Origin of the sequence: Pseudomonas farris, from assembly GCF_019145235.1 — a bacterium.
Lineage (GTDB): Bacteria > Pseudomonadota > Gammaproteobacteria > Pseudomonadales > Pseudomonadaceae > Aquipseudomonas > Aquipseudomonas farris.
In genome coordinates, this window is sequence record NZ_JAHSTV010000009.1 from 293,968 (window position 1) to 309,824 (window position 15,857).

Genomic DNA, 15,857 nt, shown 5'->3' on the forward strand with positions numbered 1-15,857 from the left:
CATCAGAAGCGCCAGACCACGTCGACAAACGCGCGGTGCATGTACGAGTCAACTTCTTTGCCATAGGCATCGCCTGGCTTGAACACACCGCCACGGAACCGTACCAGTGCCGAAGGCTCATCGATCGACTGGCTCAACGCTGCTGGCAGCAGGCCTTGCTTGAAGTACTTGGTGACCACCAGGTCCATTTCCTGACCGAGGTCTTTGTTGCCATCTTCCAGCGGCAGGGAGGTGCTGGAGAGGATCGCACCGGTTACGTCGTCGGTGTTGTTTTCGACGGCGTTGATGCCGTTGCTGCCCACCGGCTTGTTGCCGTCGACGCGCCAGAACTTGTGGTAGATCAGACTGGCGTCGTATTCGTCGTTGAGCATCCACGAGCCGAACAAGGTAGCGGTCTGCATGTTGTTCATTTCGCCACGGAAGGCTTCGCCGAAACGGTGAACCCGCGAGCGTGTACCGGTGTAGTTCGAGCGATTGCTTTCCAGACCGGTCTGTTCGTACTCGGCGCTGGCACGGGCATACGCCGCACCGACTTGCCACTGCGGATCAAGGCGCAAACGCAGGCCGATATCAGTGGCCCAGCCATTGAGGTCTTCACCACGTTTGGCTTCGGTCGGACGCGTGCCATCGGCGTTCAGCGGGTTGACCGTGTCGGTGTCGCCGCTCATGCCGGTGATGCTGCCCCAGTAATTGACGGTGTTGGTGTTGCGCCAGTTGTAGGCGTCGCTGTCGGCGGTGAGGCCGAGCCAGCTGATGTCACCGTTCTGTTTTTTATCCAGCGAATCGCCGGCCACACCCGGCTCCGGGTAGTCGAGCTTGCCGTCATCATGGGTGTGATGACCGCGAATGCCGACCCAGTTACCCGGCGACCATTGAGTGGCAACGTCGCCGAAAACGTGCAGGCGATCCTTGTCCTTGGGCGCCAGCTCTTTCAAGTCGGTGCGGTATTCGCTGAAACGTTCGGCGACACCGACGTTGGCGCGCAACAGGGTGGTGTCGAAGGTCCAGTTCAGGGCTTCGATGTTGGTGTCGCGCCATTGGCCGTCGTCGTTGCGCAGGCGTTGGCGACCGAGTTTGAGGATCTCGCCAGGGTAGGGCGTGAGGCCGCTGTAGCCGACCCAGAACTCGCGCATCGCCAAGTAGTTCTTCTTGGTTTTGCGATCACCGTTGTCGGTGGTCTGGGTACCCTCGGTATCGGACTGTTGCAGGGTGTCCGTTTCGATGATGTCGGTGGACGTCACGGCCTGGCCCATGGCGTAGGCGCTCCACGCGCCGCTTTCACCGTATACCCATGGACGCAGGTCGAGGCCGACGCCGGAAACGTCGCCGCCGCTGGCAGTGCCCAAGTCACGGTCGTCTTCGGACTGGCCGGTAACTTTGACTTCGAGGCCGAAGTTCTTGTCTTCGGTCAGGGCTGCCAGGGTCGGGCACGACCACAGCAGGGCGAATGTCAGGCCAATACCGGCCTTAACGAATGGATTAAGCTTCATAGGGATTCCTCGCCGTCTTCTTCTTGCAGGGCGTGCAGTTCCAGCGTGTCCGAACTCACGGCGCTACGAATGGCCTGCTCTTGTTTCAGCAGGCGTTGGGCCTCGGCCAGCCGGTCAGGCGGCAGTTGCGTTTCGATTGTTTGCGCAAGCTCATTGGCTTGTGGGGTGTTTTGAGCCTTCGCCAATTGGCTGAAGACATAAGCGTTGACCGGGTCGGGCCGGGTGCCCTTGCCTTGGGAGAACAGTTGGGCAATGGCGAAATCGGCGCTGTTCTGGCCGTTGCGCGCAGCGGTCAGCAGGTGATCCAGGGCTTTCTGCGGATAGACCTTGCCCAGGTAACCACGACGGTAAATCTGGCCGAGGTAGTAATCGGCGGCGACTTCCCGGCCGACGGCTTTCTTGAAGTGCTCTTCGGCGACCTTGGCGTCGGCCGGTACCATTTTTCCTTCGAAATAGAGCTTGCCCAGCAACAGTTCGGCACGTGGTTGGTCGGCAGCGCGGCCGTTGTCCAGGTATTTCATCATGGCGTCGACATCACCCAGTTCAGGGAAGTCGTATAGCAGTTGCGCCAGGCTGACCCAGGATGCCGGGTAGCCAGGTGCGATGCCTTCGAGCAGCGACTGAGCGGTTTTCTCGTCGGTCTTGCCCAGGCTTGCATCGCCCAGCACGCGGGCCACGCTGTCCACACGTTGCGCAGAAACGACGCCACGGCTGTGACCAGCCTGCATCTGCTTGATCAGTTCGGCCTGTTGCTCTGGCTGGCCGCGTTTCTGATAGACCGTGGCCAGTTCGACATAGCAGATGTCAGTGGTGTTCAACGCCGCTTTGCAGACTTTTTCCACGTCATCCAGGTGTTGGTCGTAAGTGCCCTGGGTGCGATAGAGCAGCACTTGCGCCAGACCGGCTTCCGGTTTGCCTTCGGTGCGCCATTGGCTGATCTGCTGCTGCGCGTTGACGTTCGGGAAACTGTGCGGGTATTGCAGGTACAGCATCGCCAGCGGGATCAGGGTGTTGCCTTCGCCATTGGCCGAGGCTTTCTTCAACAGCGCTTCGGCTTCGTGATGTTCGGCTTCGGTGGCGCCGGGTTTGGCCACCAGCAGACGACCCAGGCGAGCCTGAGCCCGCGGCGAGACGCTGGCCGCGGCGCGGTAAGTCGCCTCGGCCTTTTTGATTTGCGCCGGGTCACGGCTGTCGACCTGCAGATCGGCCAGGCCGACCTGAGCTTCGCTGTAACCCAGGTCTGCCAGTTGCTGATAGTTCTGCGCCGCCAGCGTGGTGTCGCCGCGCTTGAGGGCTTCATTGGCCAGGCGCTGGTCGGGCAGACCGGCGCAACCGGCCAGGCTCACGGCCAATGCAACGGCACACAGTGATCCTATGTGGGAGCGGGCTTGCTCGCGAAGCAGGCGCTGCGGTGCATCAGGTAGACCGTGTTGATCCCTTCGCGAGCAAGCCCGCTCCCACAAGGTGTGCGGTGTGTTCAGGATTTTTGTAATGGTCACAGGCATGTCCTCGACTTAAAGACCGGCGGCCATGGCTTTGTTGATCAGCCAGTTCAGGTTCGGGCCACGAGTGCTGTTCACTTCCACTGGGCGACCAGCGAAGGCGCTGTCCAGTGGCTCGTCAGGTTTGATCTGCACGCGGATGTCGGACGACAGGTCGGCGCTTTTCAGGCTGGTGCTGCTGACAATCTTGCCGGTACGGGTTTGGTCTTCACCGGCGATCTGGAAGCTGACCGTGGTGCCTGGACGCACGTCGCCGAACTGGCGATAGGAGAAGCGTGCTTCAACGTTGGCTTCGGTGTTGCGCGGCACCAGTTGGAAGATCACATCGCCTTTGCTGGCGTACTGACCGTTAGCCACCAATTGCTGAGCCACGGTGCAATCGCACGGCGACGTCAGGGTGCCGGTCATTTGCTTGCCGAACAGTTCTTCAACCTTGGACGGTTGCAGTTGACCTTCGTCCAGATGGCCCTTGAGTACGTCGAGCATGCTGGTGCTGAAGGTCGCCAGTGGGGCGCCTTTGGCAGCAACGCCGTCGGCTTTGATCAAGCTCTGCACGGTGCCGTCGCGCGGCATGGTGATGTTCATACCCTGCACGCTGACCAGACCTGCCTGGGCGTGGCTGACGAAGTACATGCCGTACACGGATTTGAAGATGAAACCGAACGCCACCAGGCCGATCACGAAGATACCGGCGCTGAAGGTCACCGCTTTCAGACGGCCGAGCGGGGTCATGCCGTGGCCGCCGTCCTTGACCTTGCGCGCCTTGGTGAAGTTGTCGCGCTGCAGGGTCGCCAGCATTTCACCTACGCTGACGATGTCGCCAGCCAAGTGCGAGGTGATCAGGTGGCGCAGGGTGGAAATGTCACGGGGTTCCAGGTTCTGGAACTGGCAACCGATACGACCGGTTTGGCGATCGACGGAGCGGATTTGCAATTCCACGTCCATGGCCAGGCCGAGGTTATCGATCACGAATTGCAGACGGGCCTTGTGCACATCGCCGACCTTCAGCGGCAGCTGACCGGCGTTGAACGCCAGGCCGCCAGCGGAAAGGTCGATGACCCGGGCTTCAACCGGAGTCCGGTCTGGACCGAAGAAACGCAGCTTGGCCGGGATTTTCACGCGAGCGTGTTGGCGCTGGGCTTCGGATTCGTGCACTACGTTGGAGTTGACGGCGGTATTCATATGGGCGATTTCCTAGTTAATTCAGGCGAGTTCGGTCAGACCATCAGCAGCAGCACGGCGACAAAAATGCTGCCGGCGGAGAAGGTCATGGTCCGAGACGACCAAGTGTTGAACCAACGTTGAAAGCTGGCGAGATCACGGGTCAGAGAAGTGGGCTGGCGAGTCCAGGACTGTTGATCGAGGCGGAAGAACACGTAGATCTTCACCAGCGCACCGACGATCTGGTTGTAATAGAGAATCGCCGGGTAAGCCGGGCCGATCCGGTGACCGGAGCAGGACAGCAGCACGGTCAGGATCAGACGGGTGATGCCGATCCACAGCAGGTAAACCAGGATGAACGCGCTGCCGTACTTGAAGGTGGCGAGGATTGCCACGGTCAGGCCCAGCAAGGACGTCCACATCGACACGCGTTGATCGAACAGCACCACCGAAGTGAACAGGCCGAGACGTTTCATCCCCAAGCCCAGGGCTCGGGAATTCTGCCGCAGGTTGTTGCCGTACCAGCGGAACATCAGTTTTCGGCTGGCCTTGATGAAGCTCTTCTCGGGCGGGTGCTCCACGGTGTGGATAGCGGCGTCCGGCACGTAGAAAGTGTCATAGCCCAAGCGCATCAAGCTGAACCAGCTCGACTTGTCGTCACCGGTCAGGAACTTGAAGCGGCCCAGGCGCCAGTGTTGCAGCGAGTCGCTTTCCACATCGGCGATGAAGTCCGGGTTGGTGACCACGGTGGCGCGGAATACCGACATCCGGCCGGTCATGGTCAACACGCGCTTGGACAGGGCCATGGAGCACATGTTGATGTGGCGCTGGGCGAATCGCAGTTTGTGCCATTCGCTCATGATGTAGCCGCCGCGCACTTCGCAGAACTCGTTGGTGGTCAGGCCGCCGACATTGCCGAACATCTGGAACCACGGCACGGTCTTGAGCACGACGCCTTCGGCCAATACGGTGTCGCCATCGATCACGGCAACCACGGCGCGGTCGTCCGGCAGGTGGCGTGAGATGGCGCGGAAACCGTAGGCAAGGCCATCGCGTTTGCCGGTGCCGGGAATGCGCACGAAGTCGAGCTTGACCCGTGGCGGTGGGTTCATGCGTTTCCAGAGGCTCTTGACCAGCAGCTCATCGGACATTTCCACGATGGAGCACACCACGGTGGTCGGCAGGCCGCAGTCGATGGCCTCGCGGATTACCGAGCTGTAGACCTGAGCGGTGGTCAGCGCGTCGATACGAAAGCTCGTGACCATCAGAAATACATGGGACGGGTCTGCCGCTTTGCCCAGCTTGCGCACTTTGCGCCGCAGGTGCGGGTAGACCACGTACAGAAACAGCATGCCGCGCAGAAAGTGCGTGGCACCCATCGAGTAGCGCCAGATACCGACGATACCGATCAGGAAGATGAAGTCCTTCGACTCGGAGTCGAACGTGGACGCAGGCAGCGCCATGGCGATGCCCATCAGTAAACTTAGGTAAAACAGCCAACCGGCGGCCTGAAGTAGGCCGTGCTTTAGCCTGTGCATAATCTGCATCCGTCTCGATCTCGGGCGAGCCTGTGGGGTGGCCCGATGGGGTTAAGGCAGGCCTGTGAAAACTGACGTCACCCGCTCTGGATGACGCCAGAAATCCTGGTAGGAGCTGCCGCAGGCTGCGATCTTTTGGCGTCAGTGAGATCGCTGAAAATCAAAAGATCGCAGGCTTCGTCAGCTCCTACACAGATGCAGCGTTACCAGCAGATGCCTTCAGTCCGGCCACTCACGCTGGTGGCTTTGGACATGAAGCCAACCAGGTCGACCACTTGCTTGCCGTGTGGAGCTTCCAGCGCCAGGGCGCGGAATTTCTCGTCACGGTTGCCGAGGATGATCACGTCGGAGTTTGCGATCACATCGTCGAAGTCGGAGTTGAGCAAGGACGAGACGTGAGGGATCTTCGACTCGATGTAATCCTTGTTCGCACCGTGAACGCGGGCGTATTCGACGTTGCTGTCGTAGATGCTCAGGTCGTAACCCTTGCCGATCAGCATTTCCGCCAGATCAACCAGCGGGCTTTCGCGCAGGTCGTCGGTGCCGGCCTTGAAGCTCAGACCCAGCAGCGCGACTTTGCGTTTGTCATGGCTGGAGACGATGTCGAACGCGTTCTGCACCTGGGACTCGTTACTGCGCATCAGCGAGTTGAGCAGCGGTGCTTCCACGTCCAGGGAACCGGCGCGGTAGGTCAGGGCGCGGACGTCTTTAGGCAGGCAAGAGCCGCCGAACGCAAAGCCTGGGCGCATGTAGTACTGGGACAGGTTCAGCGTCTTGTCCTGGCAGACCACTTCCATCACTTCACGACCGTCAACACCGACGGCCTTGGCGATGTTGCCGATCTCGTTGGCGAAGGTCACCTTGGTGGCGTGCCACACGTTGCAGGTGTACTTGATCATCTCGGCAACGGCGATGTCCTTGCGGATGATCGGTGCGTCGAGTTCTTCGTACAGCGATTGCAGAACGTCACCCGAAGCCTTGTCGAACTCGCCGATAACGGTCATTGGCGGCAGATCGTAATCGGCGATCGCGGTGCTTTCACGCAGGAACTCAGGGTTGACCGCTACGCCGAAGTCGACGCCGGCTTTTTTGCCGGAGCAGTCTTCGAGGATCGGGATCACCACGTTTGCCACGGTGCCCGGCAGGACGGTGCTGCGAACCACGATGGTGTGGCGGGTGGTCTTGTCACGCAGGACAAAACCGATCTCGCGGCACACGGCTTCGATGTAGTTCAGTTCCAGATCGCCGTTCTTCTTGCTCGGCGTACCGACGCAGATCATCGACAGGTCGGTGTCGCGAATCGCCTCGGCGAAGTTGGTCGTGCCGCGCAATTTGCCCGTCTCGATACCCTTCTGCAGAAGTTCGCCCAAACCCGGTTCAACGATCGGCGATTTGCCGGCGTTGATCATATCGATTTTGTCTTTGGCAACATCGACGCCAACGACGTCATGGCCCCGTGCAGACAGGCAACCGGCACATACTGCGCCGACGTAACCCAAACCAAATATGCTGATGCGCATCGCAATTACCTCTGTATTTATCAAGCCATTACATGGCCGGAGTTAATGGTGTTCAGCGGTCATAGTGCACTCGCAAGTGCGACTTAAAGGCGCCACAATGCCGTGTGCAGGCATACTAAGTTCCGAGTGTCTAAATAAGTGCACTCAAGATGTGCGCAACCAGGCCTTATTGTTATGACTTGCCCTGTTATGCAGCCGATCCTCTTTTCAGAAGATTTCCGTGCAAAGGTCTTGCGCGCTCAATGCCAGGCCCGAAAGCCCGTAAATCAAGCGGTTGGGTGCTCAGGTGAGCACGTTTATAGGGGCGCAGCCGTGGCCTTGTAGGGGATAGTAATGGTGCGTTATCTCCTGTCCTTCATGTGTTGCCCAAATAAGTGATCAGTAAGCCAAAGTAAGTGTGACAACTTCGCTACATGGATCTCTTGTCTGTGTAAGTTATCTCGCACAATCACCGAGAGAATCGTTACCGGTGGTATGAGCGGCGCATTTGGACATAGTTCCTGTCCGCCCATCGTGAATTCTGAAATTTCTTGAAATATTGAAAAAGATGGCACTGCTTTCATATTGATAGCACTTGCCGTTTGGCCCTTTATATACGGGGCGATTGTTGCTCTGGATATGTTTTTGCCACTACGAGTAAAAATTTTCAGTGCCACTACTGAAAAAAATGATCAATGTCGAGTGAAACTAAAGTTAGAAAATGGAGTGCTTGAATATTGGCGCCAATAAAGCGGCGAAAAGGAAGGGATTGTTCGACGATTCAAGGGGGCGCGCACGACGAAGTAATGGGTGTCGTGCGCTGACTTAGTGCAGGCTCCATTACTCCGGTGCGTGATCGCGCAAGAACACCAGATTGTCCGGTTTAGACTGTTCGGCACTGTAGCGATAACCCTGAACGTCGAACTGCTTGAGGGCGACCGGGTCATTGATGCGTTCTTCAATGACGAAGCGACTCATCATCCCGCGAGCCTTTTTTGCGTAGAAGCTGATGATTTTGTACTGACCGTTCTTCAGATCCTTGAACTCGGTATTGATGATGCGTGCGTTCAAGGCACTGCGTTTGACCGCCGAGAAGTACTCGTTGGAGGCCAGGTTCAGCAGCACGTCATCGCCTTGATCGGCCAAGGCTTCGTTCAGCCATTCGCTGATTCGCGTTCCCCAGAAGGCGTACAAGTCCTTGCCTCGGGCATTGGCCAGTTTGGTGCCCATCTCCAGTCGATAGGGCTGCATCAGGTCCAGAGGGCGCAGCAGGCCATACAGGCCGGAGAGCATGCGCAAGTGCTGTTGGGCGTAATCGAAGTCGGCTTCGCTGAAGGTTTGTGCGTTCAGGCCGGTGTACACATCGCCCTTGAATGCCAGCAACGCCTGCTTGGCGTTGGCCGGGGTGAAGGCCGGAGTCCAGCTGCCGAAGCGAGCGGCATTGAGACCGCCGATCTTGTCGGAGACGTGCATCAGCTCGCTGATCTGCGCCGGCGTCAGGTCGCGCAGTTGCACGATCAGCTCCTGGGAATGGTCGAGGTATTGCGGCTGAGTGAAGCGCTGGGTCGCCGGCGGTGTTTCGTAATCGAGGGTCTTGGCGGGGGAAATCACCATCAGCATGAAGTCGTCTCCTTTAATCGTGGCGGCGATTCTAGGGGGTTGTCCTTGTTGACTCCAGCTATGGGTGTCATAGGTGATCGGTGGTGTCATGGAACAAGATCGCAGCGTCGCTTCGCTCGACAGCTCCTACAAGGGAACGCATTCCAACCTGTAGGAGCTGTCGAGCGAAGCGACGCTGCGATCTTTTGATCTTCCCGCGATATAGTGCCGCGCGGGTTTTGTTATGGAGACATCCCATTGCGTATCGTTTTTCTATTCTCGGCCTGGCTCTTGAGCTTCGGCGCCATGGCGGCGCCGGGCGATGTGGCGACGCTGGATCGCAGCACCTGGCCTGAGCAGCTCAGTAGCCCGACGCTGTTTGACGTCGCCTCACGGGCCGAAATCCTCATGTTCGCCCGCGTTCTGCTGGCCAGTGAGTCGCTGGATGAGGCGAGCCTGGCTCAACGCCTGGGCCTGCGCACCCTCAATCTCGAGTCGGTCAACCAGCTGCGCCAACGCCTGTGGCAGCGTCTGCTGACCAATTACAACTTCGCCCAGCAGAGTTGCGATCAGGATGCTTCCTTCTGCTTTCTGGTCGAGGACATGGCCACCTTGCGTGAGCAAGCGGCCAAGTTTCAGGTGAGCGACGACAGCTATTACATCAAGTGGGCCGAGCCGAGCCGGCTGTTCCACGCCCAATATCTGGACGAGCAGTTGCGCAAGGCCGCGCTGTTTCCGCAGGCCAGCAGCGAAGTCGATCGTTTTGGCGACTATGAGCGCAATGGCGAGGCCATGAATGACCGCCTGTTCCTGCTGACTTTCGACAGCGCCGCCAATGCCACCCCAGATAACACCGCTTGGGTCACCGAGTACCTGCGCAAATCCAACATGAGCGCTACGTTCTTCGTCCTCGGCAAGGACATCCAGGCCCGTCTGGCCGAACGTTCGGTGGCCAGCCTGCAAGGGACTTATTCGCAGCAATGCGTTGGCGTGCAAGGCTGGGAGTTCCGCTCCCACAGCCACTGGCAAGACTGGCAGGACTCGGTGCGACGCAGCGTCGAGCTGGTCAAAGGCAAGCTGCCGGAGAATTACGTGCCGCTGTTTCGCCCGCCCGATGGTCAGCGCAGGTCCGATGCTGAAGGCTTCTTCACGTCTCAGGGCTTGCAGGTGGCGCTGTGGGACATCGATGCCCAGGACGGCGCCGGCAAGCTCAAGGGCAGCCAGAGCGCACAAAGAGTGTTAACCCTGATGCTGCTATGGCGGCACGGGGTGATCAATTTCAATGTGAAGCAGGATGCGCTGAAAACGGCGATGCCCTGGCTCATTATGCAAACGGCGCCAAGCGGCATCGGTTGGGCAGACTGTCAGGGCGCGTTTCGCTGAAAACGGCAAAAGGCCGTAAACATTGGGTGAAGGGCGATTTTTGCAGAGAAATCGGTGCAGGCGGACTTCCGACTTTAACGGCACAATGCCTGCACGCCAAGGGCTATTCGTCACTCTGAAAAATAAACTTCAAAAAAACGTCAAAGTGCTTTTTTCTGTCACATGTTTTGGAGTATTACGAAGACAGACCGCCGAAACCTGCAACACAGGTGGCGTCTCCCAAGACCCCAGTTTGTGTGCAGTTCACTTGACTCCTCGCAGGTGAATTCGGTGGCCACTTCGAGGCGCAGCACTGTCATGGTACTGCGTCGACTGGCTCCCACAAAGGTGACCGAGTATGGATGATCACGGACGTAGCCCTTCTTCCAACCAGCCAATCCTTTATGTACTCGATACCAACGTATTGATTCACGATCCAAACGCCCTGCTTAATTTCGAAGAACACCACGTCGCCATCCCGATGACCGTGCTTGAAGAGCTGGACAAGCTCAAGAGCGGGCATCACAGCGTGGCCGCGGAATGCCGCCAGGCGATTCGCCTGATCGACAAGACTTTGGGCGATGCCAGCCCCGAAGACGTTGAACTCGGCGTACCGATCCAGCGCGGCAAGAGTGGGCCCAAGGGTTTGCTGTCAATTCTGATGAGCAAGCGCACTGAGCCGAACATCATTCTGCCCGAGCATCTGAACGACAACATCATCATCAACCAGTTGATCGACCTGCGCGCGCGGGATGCAACACTGCCCGTGGTGCTGGTCACAAAAGATATCAACATGCGCCTCAAGGCCCGGGCTTGCGGGATTGCGGCCGAGGACTACAGCACCGACCAACTGGTGGACGATGTTTCGTTGCTGCCCAACGGTTATCACAACATGACCGGTTCGTTCTGGGATCGGGTGAGCAAAGTCGAAACCCGGCAGGATCATGGCCGTACCTGGCACCAGGTGCAGTTGATCGACAACCTGCCCGCGGTACACGTCAACGAGTTCATCATCGACGAACAGGGCTTTGTCGGCTGGATCAAGGAAATCCAGGTCGACAAGTTGCTAATCCTCGATCTGCATCAAGAGCCTCTGTTGCACCAGGAAGCCTGGGGCCTGAAACCGCGTGACATCTATCAGAGCCTGGCGCTGTACGCCTTGCTTGATCCGGACATTCACCTGGTCAACCTGTCCGGCGCGGCCGGTTCGGGTAAAACCATCCTGGCCCTGGCGGCGGCCATCGAGCAGACCATGGTCAGCAAACGCTACCGGCGCATCATCGCCACCCGCAGCGTGCAGGGGCTGGACCAGGAAATCGGCTTCCTGCCTGGCACCGAAGCGGAAAAAATGGAGCCTTGGCTCGGCGCCATCACCGACAACCTCGAAGCGCTGCACATGGACGACGAAAACACCCATGGCAGCGTCGACTACATCCTCAGCAAAGTGCCGTTGCAGTTCAAATCCCTCAACTACATACGAGGCCGCAGCTTCCAGCAGAGTCTGATCCTGATTGATGAATGCCAGAACCTCACGCCGCACCAGATGAAAACCATCATCACCCGTGCCGGCGCCGGTTCCAAAGTGGTGTGCCTGGGTAACCTGGCGCAGATCGATACCCCTTACCTGTCCGCGACCAGCTCCGGGCTGACGTACTTGACCGAGCGCTTCAAGGACTTCCCCAACGGTGTGCACATCACCCTGCAAGGGGTGCCACGTTCGATTCTGGCCGAATACGCCGAATCGCATCTGTAACCCTCACCAGAACCGGGCGGCCTAACGGTCGCCCGGTTTTTTATGGGCAACTCTTTTACCCCTGTGGGAGCGAGCAGGCTCGCTCCCACAGGGATATGTAGTGACCCGATAATCAAACGTGCGGAAAATTGACCCACAGGTTTACAATCGATGCTCCTGATCAGGAGTATCCCTGTGCTGACTCATCTCGATTCCCAAGGTCGCGCCAATATGGTCGACGTCACTGAAAAAACCGTGACGTTCCGCGAAGCGACGGCCCAAGCGCTGGTGCGCATGCTGCCCGAAACCCTGCAGATGATCGTCACTGGCGGCCATCCCAAGGGTGACGTGTTTGCCGTGGCGCGGATCGCCGGCATTCAGGCGGCGAAGAAAACCAGCGATCTGATTCCTCTGTGCCACCCGTTGATGCTCACCGGCGTCAAGGTTGAACTCAGTGCCGAAGGCGACAACACCGTGCGCATCGTGGCGTGCTGCAAGTTGTCCGGGCAGACCGGCGTCGAAATGGAAGCGCTGACCGCCGCCAGCGTCGCCGCGCTGACCATCTATGACATGTGCAAGGCCGTGGATCGTGGCATGACCATCGAGAGCGTGCGGCTGCTGGAGAAACTCGGCGGCAAGAGCGGCCATTTCCAGGCGGATCAGCCATGAACGTTACTGTGAAGTTTTTCGCCCGTTACCGTGAAGCGCTCGGCGTGGACTCGGTGAAGGTCGAAGGTGATTTTTCCACGGTCGACGATGTGCGCGCGCTGCTCGCTCAACGTGACGGCGCCGAAGTGCTGAGCGAGCAGAACCTGATGTGCGCCCGCAACGAAGACCTCTGCCAGCTCGACGAACCGGTGAGCGATGGCGATGAAGTAGCGTTTTTTCCGACCGTGACCGGGGGCTGAACCATGGCGATTCGTGTGCAGCCCACGCCGTTCGACCCGGGTGCTGAAGTCAACGCCATGCACGCGGCCAATGTGGGCGTCGGTGCGGTGGTGAGTTTTGTCGGCTACGTGCGCGACTTCAATGACGGCCTCGACGTCGCCGGGATGTTCCTTGAACACTACCCGGGCATGACCGAAAAAGCCCTGGACAAGATTGCCGTGGAGGCCGAGCAGCGCTGGCCGCTGTTGAAGCTGGAAGTGTTGCACCGCATCGGCGCGCTGGAACCGGGCGAGCCGATCGTCTTCGTCGGTGCCGCCAGCGCTCACCGTCAGGCGGCGTTCGATGCCTGTGCCTTTGTCATGGACTACCTGAAAACCCGCGCGCCGTTCTGGAAGAAAGAAAACACCGGTGATGGGCCGCGTTGGGTGGAAGGGCGTGACAGCGATCATGCGGCGGCAGATCGGTGGAAGCAGTAAGCAATCGATCCGTCTTCACGGGCTTGATGCTTGAAAAACAATTGAAAGTTAATCCGTTCTTAACCGGTTTATCGTTTATTCCCCGACATTGGCCAAAGCGGCCTTGTCGAAGTGTTCATCGACAAGATCCCTTGCCCGAGGCCGGGATCAGGGGCCGTTCAAGGCTCTCAAATGTCGGGTCAGCGTGTAGACTTCCGGGCAACCGAAATCAGATCGACAAGATCGCATTGCCGCCAGTTGGCATATCAAAGACAACATCAGCCTGATGCCGCAGCTGCAAGCGCAGCCGCCAGCGAGCTGATCCACGGACACAAAAGGGAAACGCGATGAGCGAGGAAACGATGCGGTTGGGGCGTGAGCGGCGCTATCTGGTGTTGCTGGGCATTATCTGCCTGGCGTTGATCGGTGGCGCGCTGTACATGCAAGTGGCTCTGGGCGAGGCACCGTGCCCGCTGTGCATCCTGCAGCGCTACGCGTTGCTGCTGATTGCGCTGTTCGCCTTTATCGGCGCTGCGATGCGCACCCGACGCAGCATCACACTGTTTGAGGCGTTGGTGGTGATCGGCGCAATTGCGGGCGCCGGAGTGGCCGGGCATCACGTTTATACCCAGTTTTATCCTGCGGTCAGCTGTGGCATCGATGTGCTGCAACCGATTGTCGACGGTCTGCCGCTGGCGAAGGTCTTCCCGCTGGGCTTCCAGGTCGATGGCTTCTGCTCTACGCCGTACCCGCCGATCCTCGGCTTGTCCCTGGCGCAGTGGGCGCTGCTGGCGTTCGTGCTGATCGTGGTGCTGGTGCCGCTGCTCACTTCGCGTAACCGCAAAGCGCTGCGCTGAGGCTGTACGCCGTACCGTTGCAGGAAACAAAAAACGCCCCGGTTCTCGTTGAGAGGCCGGGGCGTTTTGCATATTCGCAGGTCAGGTAAAAAGACCTTGATGCTCGACAAGGAAGGGTGCGACACGCGTGCGACACGTTGTCACAGCTTGAGTGTCGCAAGGCATTTCAAATCGCTGATTCAGGGCATCGCTTCGCACCAAAAACCGGCTTTCCCAGGCTCTGTCGGTTTCATCGTTCATCAGTCGAAACAGGCAGTTTTAACAGGGCCTGGCGAATTGCCGAAGTCCTTGTCATATAGGGGGTAGAGCAGGGTCGAAGGCGAGCGCAGAGCCTTGGAAGCTGTCTGAACTTCGCATGGTAGACCTACATTTTTTGGTGTTTTTGTTGAGAATGTATTTCGATACCATGGCGCACTTTTGCAAAAGCCGTTAATGATTGTTGCTGGATCGGATAAAAATTATTTCGGGATGAGACATGGTTTATGAATCGTTACATATCTACAATCGCCCGCACTGAATTCCCGGCACTGCTCACCCTTACTCAGGTGCATGAGCAGAACCAGGGCGTCGAGAGGCCTGATGGCTTCATGCGACTCCCAGGTGTCGGTGCCTTCCGACTATCCGCACCAAATGGAATTGGTCTGTAACAAGGCCCTTGACCACGAATTCGAATAAGAACTCACCGCAGGCCCAGCAATTGTCGAATAGCGTCTGACGCGCGACGGGCAGGCCCTTATTCAATCCAAGAAAAATGCCAACCCTTGGCAGGGTGAAGTGTTGGCGATCAAAACCCAACTGCATTGCGCAAGCTGCTTTAGAGGTCGTGAGATGAGTAAAAACAGGTACCCCAGACTACTAGGCTTATTGCCGCTGCTCGGCACGTTGTTGCTGGGAGGCTGCAACATGACCTTGCTCGACCCCAAGGGCCAGGTCGGCCTGGATGAGCGAAACCTGATCATCACCGCAACGCTGCTGATGCTGTTGGTCGTCGTGCCGGTCATTTTCATGACCTTCGCGTTCGCCTGGAAATACCGCGCTTCCAACAAGGACGCCGTCTATACGCCAAAATGGTCCCACTCCACCAAGATCGAAATCGCGGTGTGGACTATTCCGGTACTGATCATCATCGCCCTGGGTTACATCACCTACGAGTCGACCCACGCGCTTGACCCTTACAAGCCGCTGGAATCCGACGTCAAGCCAATCACCATTGAAGTGGTCGCGCTGGACTGGAAGTGGCTGTTCATCTACCCGGAACAAGGCATTGCCACGGTTAACAAGATCGTGTTCCCGGCGCACACACCGATCAACTTCAAGATCACCTCCGACGCCGTGATGAACTCGTTCTTCATCCCTGCTCTGGGCGGCCAGATCTACGCGATGGCGGGCATGCAGACCAAACTGCACCTGATCGCCAACCAGAACGCTGAAATGGACGGTATCTCCGCCAACTACAGCGGCGCGGGTTTCACCGGTATGAAGTTCAAAGCTATCGCCACCTCTCAGGAAGATTTCGATGCCTGGGTAAGCGAAGTCAAAAAGGCACCTAAACAGCTTGAAAAAGCTGAATACGAAGCCCTTGCCAAGCAAAGCCAGAACAACCCAGTCGAGCTCTACTCCTCGTTCACGCCGAACCTGTTCCAGACCATCGTCGACAAGTACGAAGGCATGAAACCAGGCAAGCCGATGCATCACGAGAAGAAAGACAAAGAAGTGGCCCATATGGAAGGGATGGACATGAGTTCGCATTCAGCTGCCGGGGCAGAGGAGTAAA

Annotated in this window: 13 protein-coding genes and 1 pseudogene; 8 read left to right on the plus strand and 6 right to left on the minus strand. The window is 58.2% G+C overall.

Translation table 11 applies throughout. From position 1 onward, the window contains the following. Window positions 1–2: 2 nt before the first annotated feature. From KVG95_RS20460 to yaaA, 6 genes are all read right to left on the minus strand, one after another. Complete coding sequence (locus tag KVG95_RS20460) at window positions 3–1,490, minus strand: alginate export family protein (RefSeq protein ID WP_217857698.1); 1,488 nt, start codon at window positions 1,488–1,490, stop codon at window positions 3–5. After that, complete coding sequence (algK, locus tag KVG95_RS20465; protein WP_367616780.1) at window positions 1,487–2,989, minus strand: alginate biosynthesis TPR repeat lipoprotein AlgK; 1,503 nt, start codon at window positions 2,987–2,989, stop codon at window positions 1,487–1,489. The genes KVG95_RS20460 and algK overlap by 4 nt, the downstream gene beginning before the upstream one ends. A 15-nt stretch (window positions 2,990–3,004) precedes the next feature. Further along, window positions 3,005–4,174 carry an alginate biosynthesis protein Alg44 gene (locus tag KVG95_RS20470; protein ID WP_217857700.1) on the minus strand — a complete coding sequence of 390 codons (1,170 nt, stop codon included), beginning with the start codon at window positions 4,172–4,174 and terminating at the stop codon, window positions 3,005–3,007. A gap of 35 nt (window positions 4,175–4,209) precedes the next feature. After that, on the minus strand, window positions 4,210–5,691 hold the full coding sequence (alg8, locus tag KVG95_RS20475; protein WP_437180799.1) for a mannuronan synthase: 1,482 nt from the start codon (window positions 5,689–5,691) through the stop codon (window positions 4,210–4,212). Window positions 5,692–5,894: 203 nt separating this feature from the next. Continuing rightward, window positions 5,895–7,211, minus strand: coding sequence for a nucleotide sugar dehydrogenase (locus tag KVG95_RS20480; RefSeq protein ID WP_052966650.1), 1,317 nt, complete (start codon window positions 7,209–7,211; stop codon window positions 5,895–5,897). An 819-nt stretch (window positions 7,212–8,030) separates the two neighbouring features. Continuing rightward, entirely contained in the window at window positions 8,031–8,810 is a 780-nt protein-coding gene (yaaA, locus tag KVG95_RS20485; protein ID WP_217857701.1) for a peroxide stress protein YaaA, read from the minus strand. 237 nt (window positions 8,811–9,047) lie between these two features. Between yaaA and KVG95_RS20490 the strand changes: the two genes are divergently transcribed. From KVG95_RS20490 to cyoA, 8 genes and pseudogenes are all read left to right on the plus strand, one after another. Then, window positions 9,048–10,172: a polysaccharide deacetylase family protein gene (locus tag KVG95_RS20490; protein ID WP_217857702.1), complete on the plus strand. Its 1,125-nt coding sequence runs from the start codon at window positions 9,048–9,050 to the stop codon at window positions 10,170–10,172. Window positions 10,173–10,509: 337 nt separating this feature from the next. After that, window positions 10,510–11,904 carry a PhoH family protein gene (locus KVG95_RS20495; protein ID WP_217857703.1) on the plus strand — a complete coding sequence of 465 codons (1,395 nt, stop codon included), beginning with the start codon at window positions 10,510–10,512 and terminating at the stop codon, window positions 11,902–11,904. A gap of 174 nt (window positions 11,905–12,078) precedes the next feature. Beyond that, on the plus strand, window positions 12,079–12,552 hold the full coding sequence (moaC, locus tag KVG95_RS20500) for a cyclic pyranopterin monophosphate synthase MoaC (protein WP_217857704.1): 474 nt from the start codon (window positions 12,079–12,081) through the stop codon (window positions 12,550–12,552). After that, window positions 12,549–12,791, plus strand: a complete 243-nt coding sequence (gene moaD / locus KVG95_RS20505) for a molybdopterin converting factor subunit 1 (protein ID WP_123719936.1) — start codon at window positions 12,549–12,551, stop codon at window positions 12,789–12,791. The genes moaC and moaD overlap by 4 nt, the downstream gene beginning before the upstream one ends. Before the next feature lie 3 nt (window positions 12,792–12,794). Beyond that, complete coding sequence (moaE, locus tag KVG95_RS20510) at window positions 12,795–13,247, plus strand: molybdopterin synthase catalytic subunit MoaE (protein WP_217857705.1); 453 nt, start codon at window positions 12,795–12,797, stop codon at window positions 13,245–13,247. A gap of 136 nt (window positions 13,248–13,383) precedes the next feature. Beyond that, window positions 13,384–13,548: pseudogene (locus KVG95_RS30185) on the plus strand (ester cyclase); the annotation flags it as partial. Between the two features lie 25 nt (window positions 13,549–13,573). Continuing rightward, a complete protein-coding gene (locus KVG95_RS20515) occupies window positions 13,574–14,083 on the plus strand; it encodes a disulfide bond formation protein B (RefSeq protein WP_052966645.1) in 510 nt (169 codons plus the stop codon). Window positions 14,084–14,911: 828 nt separating this feature from the next. Next, on the plus strand, window positions 14,912–15,856 hold the full coding sequence (gene cyoA, locus KVG95_RS20520) for a ubiquinol oxidase subunit II (RefSeq protein ID WP_052966644.1): 945 nt from the start codon (window positions 14,912–14,914) through the stop codon (window positions 15,854–15,856). Window position 15,857 lies beyond the last annotated feature (1 nt).

Bases quoted from the DNA above. Each gene is read 5' to 3' on its own strand.
- KVG95_RS20470 (WP_217857700.1), bottom strand. From the start codon at position 4,174: ATGAATACCGCCGTCAACTCCAACGTAGTGCACGAATCCGAAGCCCAG.
- KVG95_RS20515 (WP_052966645.1), top strand. From the start codon at position 13,574: ATGAGCGAGGAAACGATGCGGTTGGGGCGTGAGCGGCGCTATCTGGTG.
- moaE (WP_217857705.1), top strand. From the start codon at position 12,795: ATGGCGATTCGTGTGCAGCCCACGCCGTTCGACCCGGGTGCTGAAGTC.
- KVG95_RS20460 (WP_217857698.1), bottom strand. From the start codon at position 1,490: ATGAAGCTTAATCCATTCGTTAAGGCCGGTATTGGCCTGACATTCGCC.
- KVG95_RS20495 (WP_217857703.1), top strand. From the start codon at position 10,510: ATGGATGATCACGGACGTAGCCCTTCTTCCAACCAGCCAATCCTTTAT.
- KVG95_RS20480 (WP_052966650.1), bottom strand. From the start codon at position 7,211: ATGCGCATCAGCATATTTGGTTTGGGTTACGTCGGCGCAGTATGTGCC.
- alg8 (WP_437180799.1), bottom strand. From the start codon at position 5,691: ATGCACAGGCTAAAGCACGGCCTACTTCAGGCCGCCGGTTGGCTGTTT.
- moaD (WP_123719936.1), top strand. From the start codon at position 12,549: ATGAACGTTACTGTGAAGTTTTTCGCCCGTTACCGTGAAGCGCTCGGC.
- cyoA (WP_052966644.1), top strand. From the start codon at position 14,912: ATGAGTAAAAACAGGTACCCCAGACTACTAGGCTTATTGCCGCTGCTC.
- yaaA (WP_217857701.1), bottom strand. From the start codon at position 8,810: ATGCTGATGGTGATTTCCCCCGCCAAGACCCTCGATTACGAAACACCG.